The organism is [Erwinia] mediterraneensis, assembly GCF_900604315.1.
Taxonomy (GTDB): Bacteria; Pseudomonadota; Gammaproteobacteria; order Enterobacterales; family Enterobacteriaceae; genus Pantoea; species Pantoea mediterraneensis_A.
The window spans coordinates 75,837-94,906 of the sequence record NZ_LR026981.1; the positions used below are offsets into that span (position 1 = coordinate 75,837).

General features: G+C 52.7%; 19 protein-coding genes. 14 read left to right on the forward strand and 5 right to left on the reverse strand.

The genetic code is table 11. The features are described from left to right. Nucleotides 1–32: 32 nt before the first annotated feature. The 3 genes from E0E17_RS20060 to E0E17_RS20070 all read right to left on the reverse strand — a co-directional run bounded on the left by E0E17_RS20060 (nucleotide 33) and on the right by E0E17_RS20070 (nucleotide 2,310). The gene (locus tag E0E17_RS20060) at nucleotides 33–869 is read right to left on the reverse strand and encodes an alpha/beta fold hydrolase (RefSeq protein ID WP_130835935.1); all 837 of its coding nucleotides are present in this window, start codon (nucleotides 867–869) and stop codon (nucleotides 33–35) included. A gap of 149 nt (nucleotides 870–1,018) precedes the next feature. Next, nucleotides 1,019–1,222 carry a YdgH/BhsA/McbA family protein gene (locus tag E0E17_RS20065; protein WP_130835936.1) on the reverse strand — a complete coding sequence of 68 codons (204 nt, stop codon included), beginning with the start codon at nucleotides 1,220–1,222 and terminating at the stop codon, nucleotides 1,019–1,021. 86 nt (nucleotides 1,223–1,308) lie between these two features. Further along, entirely contained in the window at nucleotides 1,309–2,310 is a 1,002-nt protein-coding gene (locus E0E17_RS20070; protein WP_439654648.1) for an alpha/beta hydrolase, read from the reverse strand. Nucleotides 2,311–3,049: 739 nt separating this feature from the next. On the opposite strand from E0E17_RS20070, the gene E0E17_RS20075 reads away from it, so the two are divergent. The 3 genes from E0E17_RS20075 to aptA all read left to right on the forward strand — a co-directional run bounded on the left by E0E17_RS20075 (nucleotide 3,050) and on the right by aptA (nucleotide 7,029). Then, a complete protein-coding gene (locus E0E17_RS20075) occupies nucleotides 3,050–3,820 on the forward strand; it encodes a glycosyltransferase family 25 protein (RefSeq protein WP_130835938.1) in 771 nt (256 codons plus the stop codon). Continuing rightward, nucleotides 3,820–5,100 carry an O-antigen ligase family protein gene (locus E0E17_RS20080; protein ID WP_130835939.1) on the forward strand — a complete coding sequence of 427 codons (1,281 nt, stop codon included), beginning with the start codon at nucleotides 3,820–3,822 and terminating at the stop codon, nucleotides 5,098–5,100. The genes E0E17_RS20075 and E0E17_RS20080 overlap by 1 nt, the downstream gene beginning before the upstream one ends. Nucleotides 5,101–5,697: 597 nt before the next feature. Further along, nucleotides 5,698–7,029 carry an omega-aminotransferase AptA gene (gene aptA, locus E0E17_RS20085; protein WP_130835940.1) on the forward strand — a complete coding sequence of 444 codons (1,332 nt, stop codon included), beginning with the start codon at nucleotides 5,698–5,700 and terminating at the stop codon, nucleotides 7,027–7,029. A gap of 102 nt (nucleotides 7,030–7,131) precedes the next feature. On the opposite strand, the gene E0E17_RS20090 is transcribed toward aptA, so the two are convergent. Next, on the reverse strand, nucleotides 7,132–7,728 hold the full coding sequence (locus tag E0E17_RS20090; protein ID WP_130835941.1) for a short chain dehydrogenase: 597 nt from the start codon (nucleotides 7,726–7,728) through the stop codon (nucleotides 7,132–7,134). Nucleotides 7,729–7,830: 102 nt separating this feature from the next. Here E0E17_RS20090 and E0E17_RS20095 point away from each other — a divergent pair, with 102 nt between their 5' ends. The 10 genes from E0E17_RS20095 to E0E17_RS20140 all read left to right on the forward strand — a co-directional run bounded on the left by E0E17_RS20095 (nucleotide 7,831) and on the right by E0E17_RS20140 (nucleotide 16,601). Beyond that, the gene (locus E0E17_RS20095) at nucleotides 7,831–8,733 is read left to right on the forward strand and encodes a LysR family transcriptional regulator (protein WP_207302112.1); all 903 of its coding nucleotides are present in this window, start codon (nucleotides 7,831–7,833) and stop codon (nucleotides 8,731–8,733) included. 141 nt (nucleotides 8,734–8,874) lie between these two features. After that, nucleotides 8,875–9,822, forward strand: a complete 948-nt coding sequence (locus E0E17_RS20100) for an Rpn family recombination-promoting nuclease/putative transposase (protein ID WP_237680855.1) — start codon at nucleotides 8,875–8,877, stop codon at nucleotides 9,820–9,822. A 193-nt stretch (nucleotides 9,823–10,015) separates the two neighbouring features. Next, nucleotides 10,016–10,450, forward strand: a complete 435-nt coding sequence (locus E0E17_RS20105; RefSeq protein ID WP_130835942.1) for a RidA family protein — start codon at nucleotides 10,016–10,018, stop codon at nucleotides 10,448–10,450. A 4-nt stretch (nucleotides 10,451–10,454) separates the two neighbouring features. Next, entirely contained in the window at nucleotides 10,455–11,129 is a 675-nt protein-coding gene (locus tag E0E17_RS20110; RefSeq protein WP_130835943.1) for a DUF1028 domain-containing protein, read from the forward strand. Nucleotides 11,130–11,145: 16 nt separating this feature from the next. After that, nucleotides 11,146–12,297 carry an acetylornithine deacetylase gene (argE, locus tag E0E17_RS20115; protein WP_130835944.1) on the forward strand — a complete coding sequence of 384 codons (1,152 nt, stop codon included), beginning with the start codon at nucleotides 11,146–11,148 and terminating at the stop codon, nucleotides 12,295–12,297. 145 nt (nucleotides 12,298–12,442) lie between these two features. Continuing rightward, nucleotides 12,443–13,597, forward strand: coding sequence for an ABC transporter ATP-binding protein (locus tag E0E17_RS20120; RefSeq protein WP_130835945.1), 1,155 nt, complete (start codon nucleotides 12,443–12,445; stop codon nucleotides 13,595–13,597). Continuing rightward, complete coding sequence (locus E0E17_RS20125; RefSeq protein ID WP_130835946.1) at nucleotides 13,598–14,602, forward strand: NAD(P)H-quinone oxidoreductase; 1,005 nt, start codon at nucleotides 13,598–13,600, stop codon at nucleotides 14,600–14,602. After that, a complete protein-coding gene (locus E0E17_RS20130; protein WP_237680856.1) occupies nucleotides 14,602–15,213 on the forward strand; it encodes a glutathione S-transferase in 612 nt (203 codons plus the stop codon). Before E0E17_RS20125 ends, E0E17_RS20130 begins: the two co-directional genes overlap by 1 nt. 12 nt (nucleotides 15,214–15,225) lie before the next feature. Beyond that, nucleotides 15,226–15,675 (forward strand): type II 3-dehydroquinate dehydratase, encoded by a 450-nt coding sequence (locus tag E0E17_RS20135; protein WP_130835948.1) that lies wholly within the window; start codon nucleotides 15,226–15,228, stop codon nucleotides 15,673–15,675. Continuing rightward, complete coding sequence (locus E0E17_RS20140) at nucleotides 15,672–16,601, forward strand: 2-hydroxyacid dehydrogenase (RefSeq protein WP_130835949.1); 930 nt, start codon at nucleotides 15,672–15,674, stop codon at nucleotides 16,599–16,601. The genes E0E17_RS20135 and E0E17_RS20140 overlap by 4 nt, the downstream gene beginning before the upstream one ends. A gap of 36 nt (nucleotides 16,602–16,637) precedes the next feature. Here E0E17_RS20140 and E0E17_RS20145 read toward each other — a convergent pair whose 3' ends face one another. Next, nucleotides 16,638–17,600 carry a LysR substrate-binding domain-containing protein gene (locus tag E0E17_RS20145; protein WP_130835950.1) on the reverse strand — a complete coding sequence of 321 codons (963 nt, stop codon included), beginning with the start codon at nucleotides 17,598–17,600 and terminating at the stop codon, nucleotides 16,638–16,640. 356 nt (nucleotides 17,601–17,956) lie between these two features. On the opposite strand from E0E17_RS20145, the gene E0E17_RS20150 reads away from it, so the two are divergent. Further along, on the forward strand, nucleotides 17,957–18,988 hold the full coding sequence (locus E0E17_RS20150; protein WP_130835951.1) for an ABC transporter substrate-binding protein: 1,032 nt from the start codon (nucleotides 17,957–17,959) through the stop codon (nucleotides 18,986–18,988). Nucleotides 18,989–19,070 lie beyond the last annotated feature (82 nt).

Sequence of the window (19,070 nt, forward strand, 5' to 3'; positions counted from 1 at the left end):
CACACATTATCCTGTTCTGGCTGGCCGCGTCCTTATGATTCAATAAAGGCCAGCAGATCGGCATTCAGCACATTGGCATTAATTGTCAGCATACCGTGCGAGTAGCCAGGATAGACTTTGAGTGAGCCATTCTTCAACAGGCTGGCCGATTTCAGCGCCGAGTCGGCAATGGGGACGATCTGATCGTCATCGCCGTGCAATACCAGAACAGGGATATCAATAGCCTTTAAATCTTCCGTCTGGTCAGTTTCTGAGAATGCCTTGATCCCCTCGTAGTGCGCTTTTGCGCTGCCCATCATGCCCTGGCGCCACCAGTTCTGAATCACGCCTTCCTGAGCAACCGCGCCCTCTCTGTTAAAGCCGTAGAACGGACCGGCAGGAACATCACGGAAGAACTGGGCGCGATTTGCCGCCAGAGCAGCGCGAAAACCATCAAACACCTCCAGCGGCAGGCCTTCCGGATTCGTTTCGGTTTTCACCATCAGCGGCGGGACAGCAGAAACCAATACAGCTTTGGCGGCTCTGCCAGAAGGCTGACCATACCTCGCCACGTAGCGAGCCACCTCGCCGCCACCTGTTGAGTGGCCAATATGGATAACATTTTTCAAATCGAGTGCTTCCACTACGGCGAAGACATCGGCTGCGTAATGATCCATGTCGTGACCTTCAGAAACCTGCGCTGAGCGGCCATGGCCACGGCGATCATGGGCAATAACGCGATAACCTTTCGAGATGAAGAAAAGCATTTGTGCATCCCAGTCATCAGATGAGAGCGGCCAGCCGTGGTGAAACATAACAGGCTGTGCTTCTTTTGAACCCCAGTCTTTGTAGAAAATTTCAGTGCCGTCGTTAGTGGTAATAAAGTTCATGATGTTGCTTCCTTCTGTTGGTATGCGTTGCTGGTTGGTTTACCTGGCCGATCGGGTTGCAGTTAACGTGCCGGAACAGGCAGCATACCCCCTGAATGCGACATAAAATGTGCGGCGGTATGATGTCTGCTCCGGCTTTACCTTCCGCATTATTTCTGTAACTGCGCCGTCATATGGACCCGGTTATCGTTAAAGGCTTCGGTGATCTGGTAGGATGCCCCGGCGGCCTGCGCCTCCCGGGCGATTTTCGCTTCCGCGTCGCTCAGGGTGGCGGCGGTGACGCTGATACTTTGGGCAAAACTGCCAGTAGCGATGAGGGCAAGGGCGGCGGCGATGATTTTTACGTTTTTCATAATCTGTTCCTTACTGTTCTGTTCAGTTATCTGTCAGGGTTTCAGGCCGTATGTCCCGGTATACAGGGCCCGGCTTTGCTGTTCTGTTATTTAAGATGGGACTTAAGGCCTTCTGATGCCTGCTGCAGCGCGGTACGCACGGCCGGCACGCTGCTCAGAGCATTCAGCAGACCGTAATCATGAATCAGCCCGTTGTAGCGAGTGACCGTGACATCCACGCCAGCGGCGTCCAGTTTGCGACCGAAGGCTTCGCCCTCATCACGTAGCACATCGAGTTCGGCGGTCTGGATTAGGGTCGGCGGCAGACCTTGCAGCTGCTCCGCGGTAGCGCGCAGCGGGGAAGCCAGGATGTTGTTACGCTCGCTCTCTTTGGTGGTGTACGCATCCCAGAACCACTTCATCATGTTGCGGCTGAGGAAATAGCCGTTCTCAAACTGGTTGTAAGAACCGTTATCAAAGTTCGCATCGGTCACCGGCCAGAGCATCACTTCATAGCGGATAGCCGGAGTTTTCTGTTGCTTCGCCTGCAGGGCTACGGCAGCCACCATGTTTCCGCCGACGCTGTTCCCGGCCAGAGCCAGACGGGAGCCGTCCACACCAATTTCCTTACCGTGCTCAGCGACCCAGCGGGTAGCGGCATAGGCTTCATTTATCGCTACCGGGAAATGCGCTTCCGGGGATGGGGTGTAGTTCACAAAGACCGCTGCCGCACCGGAGCCGACCACCAGATCGCGCACCAGACGCTCATGAGTCTGGAAATCCCCGAGGATCCAGCCGCCGCCGTGGAAGAACATGAAGACGGGCAGGGTGCCGGTAGCGCCTTTCGGTTTCACGATGTTCAGACGAATCGACTTACCGTTAACCTGAATGGTTTTTTCCGTGACGTCCGCAGCGGGCATCGCCGCGCCTTTCTGGGCATCAATCAGTACCTGGCGGGCTGCCTGTGGTGAGAGCTGCTCAATCGGTGTGCCGCCGCTGCCGTTCAGGGCATTCAGGAACGCCTGCACACGGTGATCAGCCTGTGGCTGAGCGGCAATGCTGCCTGCAGAGACGGTTGCCAGAATAGCGGCCAGGATAGTTTTCTTCATGTTCATGATGTTATGCTCTTAATGTTGTTGGCTATAATATAGTGTGCTATTTAAATGGGTGGGCGACATGCCCTGTGTTGTCCTGATGGGGATGAATATAGATATCGCGCAATTAGATAGCAAGCTATTTTTTATTATTTTTCTGATATTTTATTAACCTATTGATTTTTATATTTTTAATATTCTCACTTCCCGGAGGTGGAATGACGTCCCTCTTTCTGACTGAAGGTTCGACTGTACAGGCTCTTGCGGTGGCTGAGAAAGCGGCATCATCCGCGAGATCTATGTATTTATACTTATTCATGCACAGGCTATCCCCATTTTCTGTGGATAACTCATCTCAGCATGGCGTTCTGCTATTCTGATGAGTGCGGAGCAGGTATGCGTTAAAGGTGTAGCTGCAAACCCAGGCGCTTAGGCTGACAAAAAAGAAAAGCAGACCTGTATTGTTCAATGGGCCCTGAAGCTGGCTCCTTCTGGCATCAATTTACTCTGGCGCTTACCTCTGTCTGGCGTTTCGGCGAAAGGAAAAGGCAGTGACGATGTTGCCAGCATTGAGCGAAACCAGGGATTGCAGGTCGGAGGCCTTCGCCTCGCTTATTCTCATAAGAACGAAAAATTTATTTTCATTCGGCTACCTGTAGGATATATTATAGCCCGGATATAAATGAATTTATCTCACCTACTTTTTTATTTGTGATTTTTATATGGTCAGTATTGCTGCTGTACAGGATTTTAATTGAAAACTTTTATTGTAAATCTTGAAAAAGACATTTCTCGTCGTGAAAACATTCTTCACCAGTGCCGCTATCTTAATATTGAGGCTGAGATAGTACCTGCAATTGACGGCCGAATTTTATCTCCTGAAGCGTTGAAGGAATTAATTCATCCTGTTTATTCATCGGGTATGACAAGGGGTGAGATAGGATGCGCTCTAAGCCATTATTATATCTATAAGAAAATGGTTTCTGAGCGTATTGATACTGCTTTAATTCTGGAGGATGATGTTAAGCTTACTGAAAACTTACCTGAGGTTCTGAGCTGGTACACTAATTATAGAAGCGACCGACCTGAGGTAATGTTACTGAGCGAAGTCAATAAACATATTGCGAAACCTTGTGCTGAGATTAATAAAAGCCTGAAGGTTGTGAAGGTTACTGAAGCTGTTTTTACTCATGCTTATATTATAAACCTGGCTGCTGCAGCTAAACTGGCGGAGTTTTTGTTTCCTGTCTGGCTTGAGGCCGATCGCTGGACATTTATACGTGAATATGGCGTCGTTAATATTAAAGCAGTCGTTCCTCCGGTTGGTTTGCATTCGGAGTTGAGCGAAATCTCAACAATTTGGGTAAGTGAAGACGAGCTGGCGAAGCGAAAACATGTGGAAAAAAAACGTTCGCAGATGATAAAAATCATAAGGAAAAATCGTCCTTTACTGGTTAAAATTAAGAACGCACACTGGCGCTTATTTGTCAGGAAATTTGTTAAAATTGAACAGAGACAATATTAATGTTGATTTCACTTCCCGGTAATGTCACTACCAGAAAGGCGCTGGCATTTCTGGCCCTTGCGACCGCTTTTTGTATTCTTCCTGCTGCTTTTGTTCACGAAAAAACGGCCCGTGTGATTTTTTACTGGTTCAGCTACATCTCAATTGTAGGTCTGTTACTGGAATTCAGGAACTATAAAAGTTATCTGCAGAGTAGCAAAATTCCTCTGGCTTTTCTCCTGCTTGGCTGTGTTTATCTGGGTTGGTCGGTTTATGCTCAAATGCATACCACCGTTAAGCATGAAATGCTGTTTACTGCTGGTAAGCGCATGATACTCGCCTTTTTAACCCTGAGTTACTTGTTGTGCATTTTGCAGGCTAACTATTTTTCGAGGTCAACATTGCGCAAGCTGGCGTTGGCATCAATGGGAGCGGCCTTTATCAGCAGCGGTGTCTATGCGTTTATCCAGGGCGCTACGTCTACAGAACGTATTGTGCTTGGTATTAATCGTGCAACGATGACCGCCTATGCTTACTCTGCATTCACGCTGGCGCTACTGACACTCGTCGTGAATTTGTCCCATCAGCGTTTTTACAGAGTGCTTTTTCTTATAATGGCCCCCCTGTCGTTGTACGTTATTTTTCTGACACAGACGCGTGCGGCTATGGCTATTCATACGCTTCTGTTAGCTGTATTGACGTTGCGCTTGTTTTTTCTTTCACGCAATTTTAAAGTTATTGCCGGAATTGCCATAGCGCTGACCATTTGTCTGGGTCTTTCTTACAAAACCATAGAAAAACGCGTGGAACTTACAGTAAATGAATTTGAGAGTTACCAAAAAAATAATGACCATACCTCTTTAGGCTCACGCTTCACGATGTGGAGTTCAGGTATTCTGGCCTTTGAAAATGCGCCTTTCGGTCAGACACAGGAGCAACGCAACGCATTCATTGTTTCCTGGCTTAAAGAACATGGGAACTCAAATTCTTATGCTATTACTTTCCTGAATGTTCATCTTCATAATGAATTTATTCAGTATGCCTCTATTTTTGGCGTGGGTGGCGTAGTGATCTTGTTGTTTTTCTTTTGGGTTCATATTGTCGATGCGGCGAGGAAATACGCTTTCTTCAACCCGGTTACTATTGCAGCCCTGTCTACGCTTTTATATGGCATGACAGATGTCTTACTGACCTCAATTGAGTATATTGTCATCTTTTCTGTTATTGTCTCTCTGACGCAAATTATACTGGCTGAAAAGATCAGGAAAGATGTAAATCATCAGCCTACCGGTGGTGTATAAAATAAGCTTTAATGAAAGGCTGAGTATTATGACAACGCTATCGTCGGGTATCTCAGACGAGCCGTAAAAGGCGCAAATAACCCTCATTGTCGAAAAAATCCAAAATAAGGGTAGGGCTGTCATGGCGCTACCCTTATCTTCTTTAAGGCTCGTAATCAGTACTGCTGATAGCGATGATTGACCTGTAGCACGGCGATTGCATCCGCTTGTCAGAAGATCGGGACACGGCGGCTACACTGACTGATGATGTGTCTCACGCAACGATAAGCAGACTGTCACCTGATCTTTACTCGCTGTGGCAATATGCTTTTCAGCCATCACAATTTATACCCGTTGTATGACTGGCATATTTTTATAAGGCTCACAGGCAGATCGCAAAATATCTGCCAACCTGCTGTTCCGGAGAAGTGACGGCATTGGGCATTGGCTTGCCATTATTAAGATGCGCATTAATCTGAGTTCAGGGTTCGTGCCCTGAGCCAACCTTTTGTTTTTTCTCAAGGGGAGAAATGTTATCGCTGACGTTGTGTTTACCGGCGTTTAACTTCATCAACAGTTGGATGCAAACTCTTCCTACACCCGTCCGGAGGAAATCCCATGTCTGACACTGTTAATACCGCCTCACTGAATTTGAAATCGCACTGGATGCCTTTCAGCGCTAACCGTAATTTTCAGCATGACCCGCGTTTTATTGTCGCTGCGCAAGGCCGCTGGCTGACCGACGATAAAGGGCGACGGATATTTGACAGTCTGTCAGGGCTGTGGACCTGCGGCGCTGGCCATACCCGAACAGAAATTCAGTATGCCGTAGGGCAGCAGCTGGGCACTCTGGACTACTCGCCGGGTTTCCAGTTCGGCCATCCCCTCTCTTTCCAGCTGGCCGATAAAATCGCTCAGTTGATGCCTGGCGATCTCAACCATGTTTTTTTCACTGGCTCAGGCTCAGAAGCCACAGATACAGCGGTGAAAATGGCGCGTGCCTACTGGCGTATCAAAGGACAGCCCACAAAAACCCGACTTATTGGCCGCTCCCGGGGCTATCATGGAGTTAATATTGCTGGCACCAGTCTCGGTGGTATTGGCGGCAACCGTAAAATGTTCGGCCAGTTGATGGACGTTGATCATATTCCTCATACGCTGCAACCCGACATGGCGTTTACCGCCGGAATGGCGGAAACAGGGGGCGTGGCGCTGGCCGATGAAATGCTCAGACTGATCGAACTGCATGATGCGTCCAATATCGCTGCGCTGATCGTTGAACCCCTTTCCGGTTCTGCCGGGGCAATCATTCCGCCCCAGGGCTATTTGCAGCGTCTGCGTGAACTCTGTACACAGCACAACATCCTGTTGATTTTCGATGAAGTCATTACCGGCTTTGGCCGCCTGGGACGCTGGAGCGGCGCAGAATATTTTGGCGTCACACCCGATATACTGAATTTCGCCAAGCAGGTAACTAACGGGGCCATTCCGCTCGGCGGTGTGGTTGCCAGTGATGAAATCTATAACACCTTTATGATGCAGTCACTACCGCAGCATGCCGTAGAGTTCGCACACGGCTATACCTACTCCGCTCATCCGGTGGCCTGTGCTGCCGGACTGGCCACGCTGTCATTACTGGAGAATGAATCCCTGATTGAACAGTCCGCGGAGCTGGCGCCTCACTTTGAAGATAAACTGCACGCGCTGCGCAACTGTCCTCATGTGCTGGATATCCGCAACTGTGGCCTGGTGGGCGCCATTCAACTGGCCCCGCGTGGTGGTGATGCCACTGTGCGGCCATTTGACGCTGGTATGGCATTGTGGAAAGCAGGTTTTTATGTGCGTTTTGGTGGGGATACCCTACAGTTTGGCCCGATGTTTACCACCCCGCCAGCCGAACTGGATCATTTGTTTAATGCGGTGGGTGAGGTCCTGCATCGCCTCATTTAAAGCTCCTTTTATGGCCACCATCAGGCCACCGGGAGAGGCGTGATGGCGTGTTCTGATGCCTGAAAACAACGTAAACGCACTGCGCATTCAGTGCGTTTTTTCTTACCAGACGCGATATACCTTGCCGGTTTCAATACCTTCCAGACTGCGGCGATAGGCCAGCGCCACGCGACTCGCTGAGGCGCTTTCAAAACCGGGGAAGAAAGGCCCATATTTATCCAGCGCCTCGGTCAGTACTGTCGGACTGACAGCATTGATACGCAATCCCTGCAATTCGTTTGCTGCCGCCAGTACAAAGCCTTCCAGTGCGGCATTCACCGTCGTAGCGTTTACACCAGTGCGGATCGGATGCCGGGTCAGGATCCCTGTCGTCAGGGTAAATGAGCCGCCGGGGGTAAGGTAGTGCTGGCCAGTCAGCACCAGCCGTACCTGGCCCATCAGTTTATCCTGCAACCCGAGGTTGAACTGCTCGCTGGTCATTTCATGTAACGGGCCAAAATGTACGCTACCGGTTGCTGAAATCACCGCATCTACCTTGCCGCTTTGGGCAAAAAGGTCTCTCACGCTGGCCTCATCCGTCAGCTCTACTTGCAGATCGCCCCGCGTTTTCCCGACACAGAGAATTTCATGATCCTGCGCCAGGTTTTCAACAATGGCGCGTCCCACTGTGCCGCTGGCTCCTACTATCATCACTCTCATTTTTCCGCTCCATTACAGTTAACCTGATTGCATACTGATAGATTGCATTCCCCGAATAAATGGTCGAAAAATTTAATTATTCGAAACTTAAAGTTAGTCATCATGAATAAATTACGCTGGATGGAAATCTTTGTGGTCGTGGTCGAACACGGAAGCTTCAGTGAAGCGGCAAAACAACTGGATATCTCTGCTGTGATGGTGGGAAAAGCCGTCGCTCAGATGGAAAACTATCTGCAAACCAGACTGCTTCAGCGAAATACCCGGCATCAGACTCTGACGGAAGCCGGTAAAGCCTGGTATGAAGAGTGTCTTCAGATATTGTCTGCCTTTTACAGCGCTGAAAGCCGGATAGAGAGTCTGCGCCGCTTTCCGGCAGGCAGTTTACGTATCAGCGCCGCCGCCACGCTGGGAAGTTGTGTTATCGCCGCCCTGTGTAGCGACTTTCAGCAGCAGTATCCGGAAGTACGTATTGAGCTTGAACTGAGCGATCGCTTCGTGGATCTGATTGCTGAGGGTTTCGATTTTGTGTTTCGTGTGGGTGAACTGCCGGAAGATACGCCGCTGGTCGCCCGGCGTATAGGTGATTACCGTATGGTGATTGCCGGCGCGCCAGCTTATCTGGCCCGTTATGGCACACCGCAAAGCCTCGAGGATTTAAAATCACACCGTTGTCTTCGTTACAGTAACTGGAACAAACGTAACGCCTGGCGCAGCGGCGATGATCTGATCTGGCCGGAAAGTGCGACCTTCAGCTGTAATGACGGTCAGGCTCTGCGGCAAGCCGCGCTTTCTGGTGCCGGATTGATTCTGCAACCCTGGTTGTTGCTTGCTGAGGATATAGCCGCAGGCGAGCTGGTTGTGTTACTGGAGGACAAGTTGCCTGCGCCGCGTCCGGTACATTTGCTCTGGCGCCAGGATGTGCATCCCGGAATCCGACACCGCAGTTTTGTTGAATGGATGACAACGCAGATCCCGCTAAAAATGCCAGGCTGGCCATCAGCGTAAAGGCCACTTCTGTGGCGATAGCCATCGTGGAAGAAGAGTAAAACATGTTCAGCAAAGGTCGGTAACCCAGCTGAGATTCCTCGCGTTGCGTTACAATCCACTGGATATCTGATGATGTCCACAAGCATGAAGGAGAAAGGTGTGTCTGAAAGGAAATCAACGCGCGGAAAAAATGTCACCCCAACGCCACATGATCTGGCGTTCAAGCAGTTTCTTACCCATCCGGAAACCGCCCGGGATTTTATGCGGTTGCACTTGCCAGCTGAGTTTCAGGCCGTCTGTGATTTCACTACGCTGAAGCTGGAATCGGGCAGTTTTGTTGAAGAACATCTGCGTCCTTACTTCAGCGATGTGCTTTACAGCCTGAGAACCCGTTCTGGTGATGCCTGGATTCATGTCCTCATTGAGCACCAGTCCACGCCGGATAAACATATGGCCTTCCGTCTGTTGCGGTACGCGGTTGCCGCGATGCAGCGTCATCTGGATGCGGGGCATAAGAAGTTGCCACTGGTGATTCCAGTACTGTTTTATACCGGCAGACGCAGCCCGTATCCCTGGTCTACCCGCTGGCTGGACGACTTTGACGATCCGGCGCTGGCTAAAAAGCTTTACTGCGGACATTTTCCGCTGGTTGATGTGACCGTCATTCCTGATGATGAGATTATGTGCCACCGCAGTATGGCGGCGCTGACCTTGCTGCAGAAACACATTCACCGACGCGATTTGGCTGATCTGCTGGACAGGCTGGCAACTCTGCTGCTGACAGAACACATGACAGGACAGCAGCTGGTTTCGCTGATAAACTACCTCGTACAGGCAGGCGAAACATCAGACGCAGAAGCCTTTGTACGTGAACTGGCACAGCGGGTGCCACAACATGGAGACGAACTGATGACCATCGCACAGCAGCTTGAACAGAAGGGCATCGAAAAAGGTATCCAGCTGGGTGAAAAACGCGGTATTGAGAAAGGGCGCAAAGAAGAAGCGCTAAAAATTGCCCGTGCCATGCTGCAGAATGGTCTCGATCGTCATACCGTGATGACGATAACCGGCCTCACCGACGACGAGCTGGCCCAACTCTGCCACTGATCTTTCATCCCCTGCCTGACCCTCCGCAGGCAGCGGGGATATGACTTGCCGGCGCTGTCTGCCTGTACCAGCCCTCAATCTTTTTATCTTCCTTCGGATTTTCTAAAGCAACACCTCGGCTAATGCTGTTTTATCTGCTGCGCCAGGCGCTGTATACCCTGGAAAGTCAATTTTACTTTCTTAGCAGGCAGACATGAGCACACATACCCGTATCCGCAAATTTAATACCAAAGAAACATACCCTAACCAGTCACTGGATAACGATCTTTGTCAGGCTGTTCGCGCTGGTAACACTGTTTATGTACGTGGACAAGTCGGCACTGATTTCAACGGTAATCTGGTAGGGCTTGGCGATCCGGCGGCGCAAGCGGAACAGGCGATGAAGAATGTTAAGCAGCTGCTGGAGGAAGCTGGCAGCGACCTCTCGCACATTGTCAAAACCACCACTTACATTGTTGATCCCCGTTATCGCGAACCGGTTTATCAGGTAGTCGGTCGATGGCTGAAAGGCGTATTCCCGATTTCTACCGGGCTGGTTATTTCCGGGCTCGCCCAGCCGCAGTGGTTGATGGAGATTGATGTAATCGCTGTCATCCCGGATGACTGGCAGCCGCAATCAGGAGCTTGAGACAATGACGTTATCGATTGCAGGGCGTTGCGCGCAAACCGGACAGATGGGCATTGCTATCACTTCTTCCAGCATTGCGGTGGGTGCGCGTTGCCCATGGTTACGTGCCGCAACCGGCGCGGTATCGACGCAAAATATCACTTTGCCGGCGCTGGGGCCGCAGATCCTCAACCTTTTACAACTGGGCGAATCGGCCGAAGCCGCATTGAAAGCCGGACTCGCAAGTGATGCTTACGCTCAGTATCGTCAGGTAACGGTGTTATCTGCTGATGGTCAGACCGCCAGTTTTAGCGGGGATAAGACGCTGGGCATCAACAATGCGCAAAGCGGTGCAAATTGTATCGCTGCAGGTAATCTGCTGGCGAACCCGAATGTCATTACGGCAATGGTGAACGTCTTTGAGCAGCAGCAGGGGCATCTTGCCGGACGACTGCTGGCGGCGCTGCAGGCTGGCATACAGGCCGGGGGGGAAGCGGGACCGGTACACTCTGCAGCGCTTAAGATCGTTGACGACCAGGTATGGCCCGTTGTCGACCTGCGCGTTGACTGGAGCGATGCCGACCCTGTTGCAGCACTGAGCCGGTTATGGCTGGCCTACCAGCCACAGATGCAGGATTACGTGACGCGAGCCCTGGATCCTACGCGAGCGCCGGGCTACGGCGTGCCTGGCGACGAATAAAGCCTGAGGAAAGCCCATGTTGACCAGTCGAAAACTGCTTGAGCAGCTGGTGGCGTTTGATACTACCAGCCGCGAGTCTAATCTGGCGCTCATCGATTTTGTCTGGCGCTATTTAACTGATCTGGGTGTCCATTGTGAGTTGATTCACAATGCCGGGCGCAGTAAAGCCAATTTATATGCCCGGCTCGGCCCCACAGGTAACGGCGGCGTGATGCTTTCTGGTCACAGTGACGTGGTGCCAGTGGATGGACAAGCCTGGAGTGTACCGCCGTTTGCGCTGACTGAGCGCGACGGGAAGCTGTACGGGCGCGGCACAGCTGACATGAAAGGATTTATCGCCTGTATGCTGGCGGCTGTTCCGGGTTTTCTGGCCTCTCCTCTGAAGCAACCTCTGCATCTGGCGATCTCATATGATGAAGAAGTGGGTTGTCTCGGCGTCCGTACATTGCTGGATAGGCTGGCGCAGCGTCCTGAGAAGCCGGCCATCTGTCTGATCGGCGAGCCCACCGAATTGCAACCGGTACTCGGTCACAAAGGCAAGCTGGGTATGCGCTGTGAAGTCAAAGGCGCCGCCTGCCATTCAGCTTACGCACCGCATGGCGTAAATGCGATTGAATATGCGGCGAAACTGATCCATCGGCTTACCGTGACGGGCGAACGCCTGGCGTCACCGGAACATCAGGACCACCGTTTTCAACCGCCGTTTACCACGGTTCAGACTGGTACGATTCAGGGTGGCAGCGCACTGAATATCGTCCCGGCTGAGTGCACGTTTGATTTTGAGATCCGTACTTTACCGCAGGATGACGCGCAACACGTTGTCGATGACCTGTCACGTTATGCAGAGCGTGAACTTCTGCCACAGATGCGCGCTGTCAGTCTGGACAGCGCTATTCGTTTTTATCCGATCAGTGGGTATCCGGGACTACACACCGCGACAGACAGCCCGGCGGCGCAGCTGATCGCTTATCTGACAGGATCCAGCGCGTTCAGCACGGTGGCTTTTGGTACTGAGGGCGGGTTGTTCGATCAGGCCGGCATTCCCGGTGTCATTTGCGGCCCTGGCAGCATGGCGCAGGGACATAAACCTGATGAGTTTATTACTATCGCGCAGTTAGAGGCCTGCGATGCCATGTTACGTCGTCTGGCAGTATGGATGAGCCAGTGAGCAGTAACCCGGGCATGACAGTCGCATGCATTTTCGTCTGCTTTAACTTTTCCAAACGCCAGCTTCAGGAAGCACTAACCGCGTAATGTACGCGTAAGCCGTATGCTGGTCGCACGCATTAATAGCCCCGTTTTCTGGAGATTCTATGGTAAGTGCAGAAGTGACCACATTCCCACCGTCCGGGCAGATTCATTCCGTACCGAATAAGGCCAACATTGCCGTTCAGTTGGATGGCGTCCTTAAACGTTTTGGCGATGCCACTGCGTTGCACAAGATTTCTCTGACCATAGAAGAGGGGGAGTTTATTACGCTCCTCGGCCCGTCCGGATGTGGCAAAACCACGTTGTTAAATTTAATGGCCGGTTTCGCCGAAGCAGATGGCGGGGAAATTTTTATTGATGGCGAGCTGGTGACCGCGATTCCGCCGTATCAACGTGAGATCGGCATTGTATTTCAGAATTACGCGCTGTTTCCGCATATGACGGTAGAAAAAAACGTCGGTTACGGTCTGCGTATGCGCGGCGTGCCGAGAGCGGAAATTGCCGAACGTGTGGAACAGGCGCTGGCGCTGGTGAAACTGGCCGGTTATGGACATCGTAAGCCGCGTGAATTATCGGGCGGTCAACAGCAACGAGTAGCGTTAGCGCGTGCGCTGGTCATCCGCCCGAAGGTACTGTTGCTGGATGAACCTTTTTCTGCGCTGGACAAGAGTCTGCGGTTGTCAATGCAGGTCGAACTGAAGGCGATTCAACGTAAGCTCGGCGTCACCACCGTTTTTGTTACCCATGATCAGGGCGAAGCGCTGAGCATGAGCGATCGCGTGGTGGTAATGTCAGCTGGTCATGTACGTCAGATCGGCGCACCGGATGAAATCTATCGCCGTCCGCGCGATCCTTTTGTTGCGGGCTTTGTGGGGGATGTGAACGTTCTGCCCGGACAGTATACGGGCCGCGATAATAGTGCCATTGTGGAGCTGGGCGGTAATGTGCTGCGGCTGCCCACTGAACGGGTTCAGGCGGCGATGGGAGAACGTCTGGATGTCTATGTCCGTCCGGAAAACATTCAGCTCGCGCAGCTTGGCCCACAGGCACACCTGAGTGCGACCGTGATTACCCATGTTTTCCAGGGCGATCATGTTGATATTCATCTGGATGTGCCAGCCCTTGGTAACACCACGCTGTTCGCACGCCAGTCCGGCCTTGAATCGCTGACGCGCTGGCCGCCAGGCTGCGTCGTTGGTGTAACTTTTGATGATGAAGGCGTATGCGCTTTTCCCGCTGCAAACCAGGGACAAGCTTAAATGAACGCAACAATGCGCGCAGTCATTGCGCATCAGCCCGGCGGCCCCGATGTTCTGCAACAGGTGCAGCGTCCGGTGCCACAGCCAGGCCCCGGGGAAGTATTGATTCGTGTTCTCTTTGCCGGCGTCAACCGACCCGATATTTTGCAGCGTACTGGCCAGCCCGTACCGCCCGGTGTAACCGATGTATTGGGGCTGGAAGCGGCCGGTATCGTGACGGCTGCAGGGGAGGGTGTAGAGAGCCTTACTGCTGGCATGCCGGTGATGGCGCTGCTGAACGGCGGTGGCTATGCACAATATTGCCTGGCGCGAGCCGACCTTTGTCTGACGGTGCCTGAAAACCTGTCGCTCGCGCAGGCTGCCGGTGTGCCGGAAGCCGCGTTTACCGTCTGGCACAATCTGTTTGAACTCGGTCGCTTGCGATCGGGTGAAACGGTGCTCATTCACGGCGCCGCCAGCGGTGTGGGCACCTTTGCCATTCAGTGGGCTCAGGCTCACGGTGCGCGCGTCATCGCGACGGCCGGTGGCAAGGATAAAATCGCGGCGCTGCAAAGACTTGGCGTCTGGCGAGCCATTGATCGTCACAGTGAAGACTTTGTCGTTGTGATCGCTGAAGAAACCCGGGGGCGCGGTGTAGATGTTGTGCTGGATAATGTCGGCGGCGACTATGTGGCGCGCAATCTCAGCGTGCTGGCAACAGGCGGGCGCCACGTCAGCCTGTCGTTTATGCGGGGGGCAAAAATCGAACTCGACTTACAACAGGTCATGCGTAGCGGGCTGATCCTGACCTCATCCACGCTGCGGCCACAAAGCGCCACGGAAAAGGCGCGACTGGCACAATGTCTTCGTACTCATCTGCTGCCTTTACTGGCCGCAAGCAAAATCACACCAACCATTCATCACATCTTGCCGTTAGCCGCCGCCGCAGAAGCCCATCGTATCCTTGAAGCTAACGCGAATATCGGTAAGGTTCTGTTGCAGGTAGCGCCAGAGGAGATCGTCTGATGCAACTTTATTACGCAACAACGTCGCCTTACGTTCGTAAGGTCATGGTATGCGCACATCTTCTTGGCCTGGCAGACAATATCGAACGTCTGGACTCGGCGGCGCATCCTGTTGAACGAGATGAGCGCATCGCCACATTCAATCCGCTGGCAAAAGTGCCGGCACTGCGTACCAGTGATGGTTTGTGCCTGTATGACAGCCGGGTTATTTGCGAGTATCTCAATGAATATGCTAAGGGATCGCTGTTACCGCCAGAGGGTGAGGTGCGCTGGATGAGTCTGACGCGTCAGGCGCTGGGTGATGGTTTGCTTGATGCCGCGCTGCTGACGCGTTACGAATGTAGTGCACGTCCGGTGGACAAGCAGTGGCAACGCTGGGCGGATGCCCAGCTGGAGAAGGTTGATGCCGCACTGGCAGAAATCGAACGTCAGGTCGTACATTTTAGCGCTGAGCCCCGGGATATCGGATTGATTGCCATCGGCTGTGCGCTTGGCTATCTCGACTTCCGTTTTGCCAGCCTGAACTGGCGTGCAACACATCCGCTGACCGCTGCCTGGTTCGCGCGTTTTGATGCGCATCCGGCGATGGCCGCTACGCGTCCGTATGTTTAGTCAGGAGATAGCATGTCACAGCATATATTTTTCCTTAATGGACCGAACGCTAACCTCTACGGCATGGATAAAAGCGGCACTTATGGCAGGGAAAGTTTTGCCACTATCGGTGAGCGCTGTCAGCAACGTGCTCAGTCGCATGGCATCGGGCTGCAGTTTCGTCAAAGCAATCACGAAGGTGTGCTGGTTGACTGGATTCAGGAGGCGCGTCAGCAGGCGGATGGCGTGATCATCAATGCTGCCGGGTTAACCTACAGTTCGGTGCCGATTCTGGATGCTTTACTGATGTTTGATGGCCCGATCATCGAAGTACATATGAGCAACATCTGGCAGCGCGAGTCGTTTCGCCATCACTCTATGGTGTCAAAAGCGGCGACCGGTGTGGTTGCCGGACTGGGTGTGCAGGGCTATGAACTGGCCATTGATGCGCTGGTCGCACTTATCAGGACGGATAACCGATGACGACATTAGTGTTTTACAGCGAATTCGATAGCTTTGAAGCGTGGTCAGCCTTACTGGCACCTCTGCTGCCCGGCATTACTCTTTGTCGTCCTGAACAGGTGCAGGATGCTGATACGGTCCATTACGCGCTGGCGTGGAAACCGCCGCGTGGTTTTTTTGCGCCCTATCGCAATCTTAAGCTACTGGTTAATCTTGGTGCCGGAGTTGATTCGCTGGTAGGACGTGATGATCTGCCGGATATCCCCATTACCCGGCTGTCCGATCCCAATATGGCGCGCATGATGGCCGGATACGTGCTGTTTGCTGTCCTGCGCTACGCACGCGATATTCCGGCCTTTGAACGTGCGCAGCGTGCGCACCGCTGGTACTACCTGCATCCGCGTTTGCCGTCCAGTGTACGTGTCGGTGTGCTGGGGTTAGGCGAACTGGGTGCCTGTGCTGCACAAGAGCTGGCACGTCAGGGCTTTGATGTGCGCGGCTGGTCACGTTCGCCGAAATCCCTCGCTGGCATAACCTGCAGCTACAGCATGGCGGCTCTGGATGATTTTCTCGCCAGCAGCGATATTCTGGTTGTCATGCTGCCATTAACGCCGCAAACACATGGTCTGCTCAGCGCAGAACGGCTGGCACGCTTGCCGCAAGGCTGCGCTTTTATCAACGTATCGCGCGGTGCGATCGTCGATCAGGTCGCGCTGACCCGGGCGTTACGCAGTGGTCAGATTGCGGAAGCCACCCTGGACGTATTTGATCGTGAACCGCTACCGCCGGAAGATCCCCTATGGGCGATGGATAATGTGCTGATTACGCCACATCTGGCCTCGGTCGCAATCCCGGCTACCGCGGCACGCCAGGTAGCGGATAATATTCTGCGGATTACGCGTGGTGAGCCGGTGCTGAATCAGGTATTCCCGGAGCGCGGCTACTGAATAAACGCCCATGGTGAAAACGATGGGCAGAATACCTTAAGCCACTTTAACGACCTGAGGATCAAAATAGCTGGGTGCCGCCATGCCGGGAATATATTGATCCGAAATAAACATCCGGCAGCGCTCCGCAAATGCGTTCACCGCCATCGACTGCTGAACCTGAGCCACCGTGGCGTAACCGAGCAACATCGGTTTATTCACCCCTGCCAGTCGTACACGAATCACGCGCCTGCCATCCTGTGACAGATTCGCTTTTGGCCGTACGTTAGCAATACTGAAGCCGATGCCATTCGCCACCATGGCGCGCACCACTTCAATATTCCTCGAGCGCATTACGATATCCGGCGTTACACCCGCCTCGCTAAACAACCCAAGAAAATATTCGCGGCTCCAGGGCATATCCAGCAGCACCATTGGCATGGCAGCTAAGTCCTGTATCGTCACTGCTGATTGAGTGGCAAACGGATGATGCTCACCCACCATCACATAGGGCGGCAGCCGCGCCAGTGACTGAAACGCGATATCGCTGGCCGGGACAAGGTCATAAGTCAGCGCAATATCAATATCGGCGGAACGCAACTGTTTCAGCAATTGCTCATGATTGCCTTCCACCAGAGAGACGCGCACGCCAGGAAAAGCGCGGCCAAAGCCAAACACCAGTTCTGGCGTCAGCATCGGAGCCAGGGTATCGAGACAGCCCACACGCAGTGGACCGCGCACATGATTCAGTGATTCCGAAGCAATGGTATAAAGGTTGGACATCTGCTCCAGGATCAGCTTTGCCTCTTTCAAGACCTGATGACCGATAGTGGTGAGCGACACTCCCTGCGCGTGATGGCGTACAAACAGCTGTACGCCAAGCTCAGATTCAATATGCGTAATGGCGGCAGAAATAGACGGAGACGAAACGTGGATACGCTCTGATGCTCCGATAATACTGCCCGCCTCCCCGGAAGCGACAAAATATTCCAGCTGACGCTGGGTAATGCGACTAAGCATACAGGTTCTCCTGTGTTGCTGGCGCGATCATGTCATGCCAGTCATTCTGATAGCAGGAAATATAATGCATTTATCATGCCATTCAGCCTGGTGTCATCCGTTTCTGCCCCCACGCTTCTTCGCTTCTGCCTTACCGCTGCTTCAGGAAATCCACTGCACCACAGCGCTTGTTGTAGCGTCAGAAATTCCGACGCAACGGCGAGGGAAATGCTGTTTTACCGAAGTACGCCACACCGGCACTATCATTTTCACACCAGGGTCCCACTTTCGCACCATTCTGGCGCAGCGCGCTGTAAGGGCGTCGACAGTGGTTCAAAGCATCTACAACAATCATTCTATTCAGTGGGGACGAGAATATGTTGCGTGAGATTTGTGCCTTAACGTTGTTGACGACAGGTATGTTGAGTGCCGGTAATGCGGTGGCCGCAGATAAGCTGATTGTCAGCACCTGGGGTGGGAATTTTAAAGATCTGATCGAAAAAACAATTGCCAAAGAATTTACCAGAGAAACCGGTGTAGAAGTGCAGTTTGTCACCGGCGGGACTATTGACCGTTTGAACAAAGCCAAACTGGCGGGCGGCTCGCCGGAAACCGATGTGACCTTCACCACCGCGCATGTCGGCTACCTGTACGCTAACAGCGGGTTATTTGAAAAGCTCGATATGAGCAAGATCCCTAACGCGGTCAATCTGGTGCAGCAGGCCAAAGTCAGCCCGTTTCACCTGGGTGTGTGGGGTTATGTCTATACCATCGGCTATCGTCCGGACCTGGTGCCTGAAGGCGAAGCTTTCGCGAGCTGGAATGATCTGTGGCGCCCGGAACTGAAAGGCACACTGGCGCTGCCTGACTGGGATCCCAGCCATATTATCGCCGTTACTGCCAGACTGGCTGGCACCGATGCGGCGCACTGGGAACAGGGCCAGGCGAAAATGAAAGCGCTGATGCCCAACATCAAATCTTTCTATACCGATGACGCTAACAGTCAGCAGTTAATCTCAACCGGAGAAACGCCGGTGCAGGTGATGCTGTCGATGAATGCCTACAACATGATTGCTGAAGGGGTCGATATTAAGCTGGCGGTCCCGGAAGAGGGTGCGATCCTCGGTGTTGATACTATCGGCATCAACAAAGGCACCCGGCATAGCGAGCTGGCCTACAAGTTCATGAATATCGCCCTCAAGCCAGAAATTCAGGAGCAGGTTGCGAAAATCTATCGTGGTAGTCCAACGGTAACCAACGCCCATATCGATCCGGATCTGGCGAAGCTGCCCGGCATGCTGACTACGGCGGCGCAGTGGGATGCCACTATCAATACTGACCCGCAACTGCGTGCTGAGAAAACCGCTGAATGGCGTCAGTGGTTCTCTGAAAACATCATGTCTCACTGAGTGAAACGGGCAGCACGTGTTGCTGCCCGTCCCCGGGTTAGCCACACTATTTTATTCAGGCAGCAACGTCTATGACGAGAAA

What these genes read in the sequence shown, in the direction of transcription:
- E0E17_RS20060 (WP_130835935.1), bottom strand. Translation starts at nt 869, where the DNA reads ATGAACTTTATTACCACTAACGACGGCACTGAAATTTTCTACAAAGAC.
- E0E17_RS20065 (WP_130835936.1), bottom strand. Translation starts at nt 1,222, where the DNA reads ATGAAAAACGTAAAAATCATCGCCGCCGCCCTTGCCCTCATCGCTACT.
- E0E17_RS20070 (WP_439654648.1), bottom strand. Translation starts at nt 2,310, where the DNA reads ATGAAGAAAACTATCCTGGCCGCTATTCTGGCAACCGTCTCTGCAGGC.
- E0E17_RS20080 (WP_130835939.1), top strand. Translation starts at nt 3,820, where the DNA reads ATGTTGATTTCACTTCCCGGTAATGTCACTACCAGAAAGGCGCTGGCA.
- aptA (WP_130835940.1), top strand. Translation starts at nt 5,698, where the DNA reads ATGTCTGACACTGTTAATACCGCCTCACTGAATTTGAAATCGCACTGG.
- E0E17_RS20090 (WP_130835941.1), bottom strand. Translation starts at nt 7,728, where the DNA reads ATGAGAGTGATGATAGTAGGAGCCAGCGGCACAGTGGGACGCGCCATT.
- E0E17_RS20095 (WP_207302112.1), top strand. Translation starts at nt 7,831, where the DNA reads ATGAATAAATTACGCTGGATGGAAATCTTTGTGGTCGTGGTCGAACAC.
- E0E17_RS20105 (WP_130835942.1), top strand. Translation starts at nt 10,016, where the DNA reads ATGAGCACACATACCCGTATCCGCAAATTTAATACCAAAGAAACATAC.
- E0E17_RS20110 (WP_130835943.1), top strand. Translation starts at nt 10,455, where the DNA reads ATGACGTTATCGATTGCAGGGCGTTGCGCGCAAACCGGACAGATGGGC.
- argE (WP_130835944.1), top strand. Translation starts at nt 11,146, where the DNA reads ATGTTGACCAGTCGAAAACTGCTTGAGCAGCTGGTGGCGTTTGATACT.
- E0E17_RS20120 (WP_130835945.1), top strand. Translation starts at nt 12,443, where the DNA reads ATGGTAAGTGCAGAAGTGACCACATTCCCACCGTCCGGGCAGATTCAT.
- E0E17_RS20125 (WP_130835946.1), top strand. Translation starts at nt 13,598, where the DNA reads ATGAACGCAACAATGCGCGCAGTCATTGCGCATCAGCCCGGCGGCCCC.
- E0E17_RS20130 (WP_237680856.1), top strand. Translation starts at nt 14,602, where the DNA reads ATGCAACTTTATTACGCAACAACGTCGCCTTACGTTCGTAAGGTCATG.
- E0E17_RS20135 (WP_130835948.1), top strand. Translation starts at nt 15,226, where the DNA reads ATGTCACAGCATATATTTTTCCTTAATGGACCGAACGCTAACCTCTAC.
- E0E17_RS20140 (WP_130835949.1), top strand. Translation starts at nt 15,672, where the DNA reads ATGACGACATTAGTGTTTTACAGCGAATTCGATAGCTTTGAAGCGTGG.
- E0E17_RS20145 (WP_130835950.1), bottom strand. Translation starts at nt 17,600, where the DNA reads ATGCTTAGTCGCATTACCCAGCGTCAGCTGGAATATTTTGTCGCTTCC.
- E0E17_RS20150 (WP_130835951.1), top strand. Translation starts at nt 17,957, where the DNA reads ATGTTGCGTGAGATTTGTGCCTTAACGTTGTTGACGACAGGTATGTTG.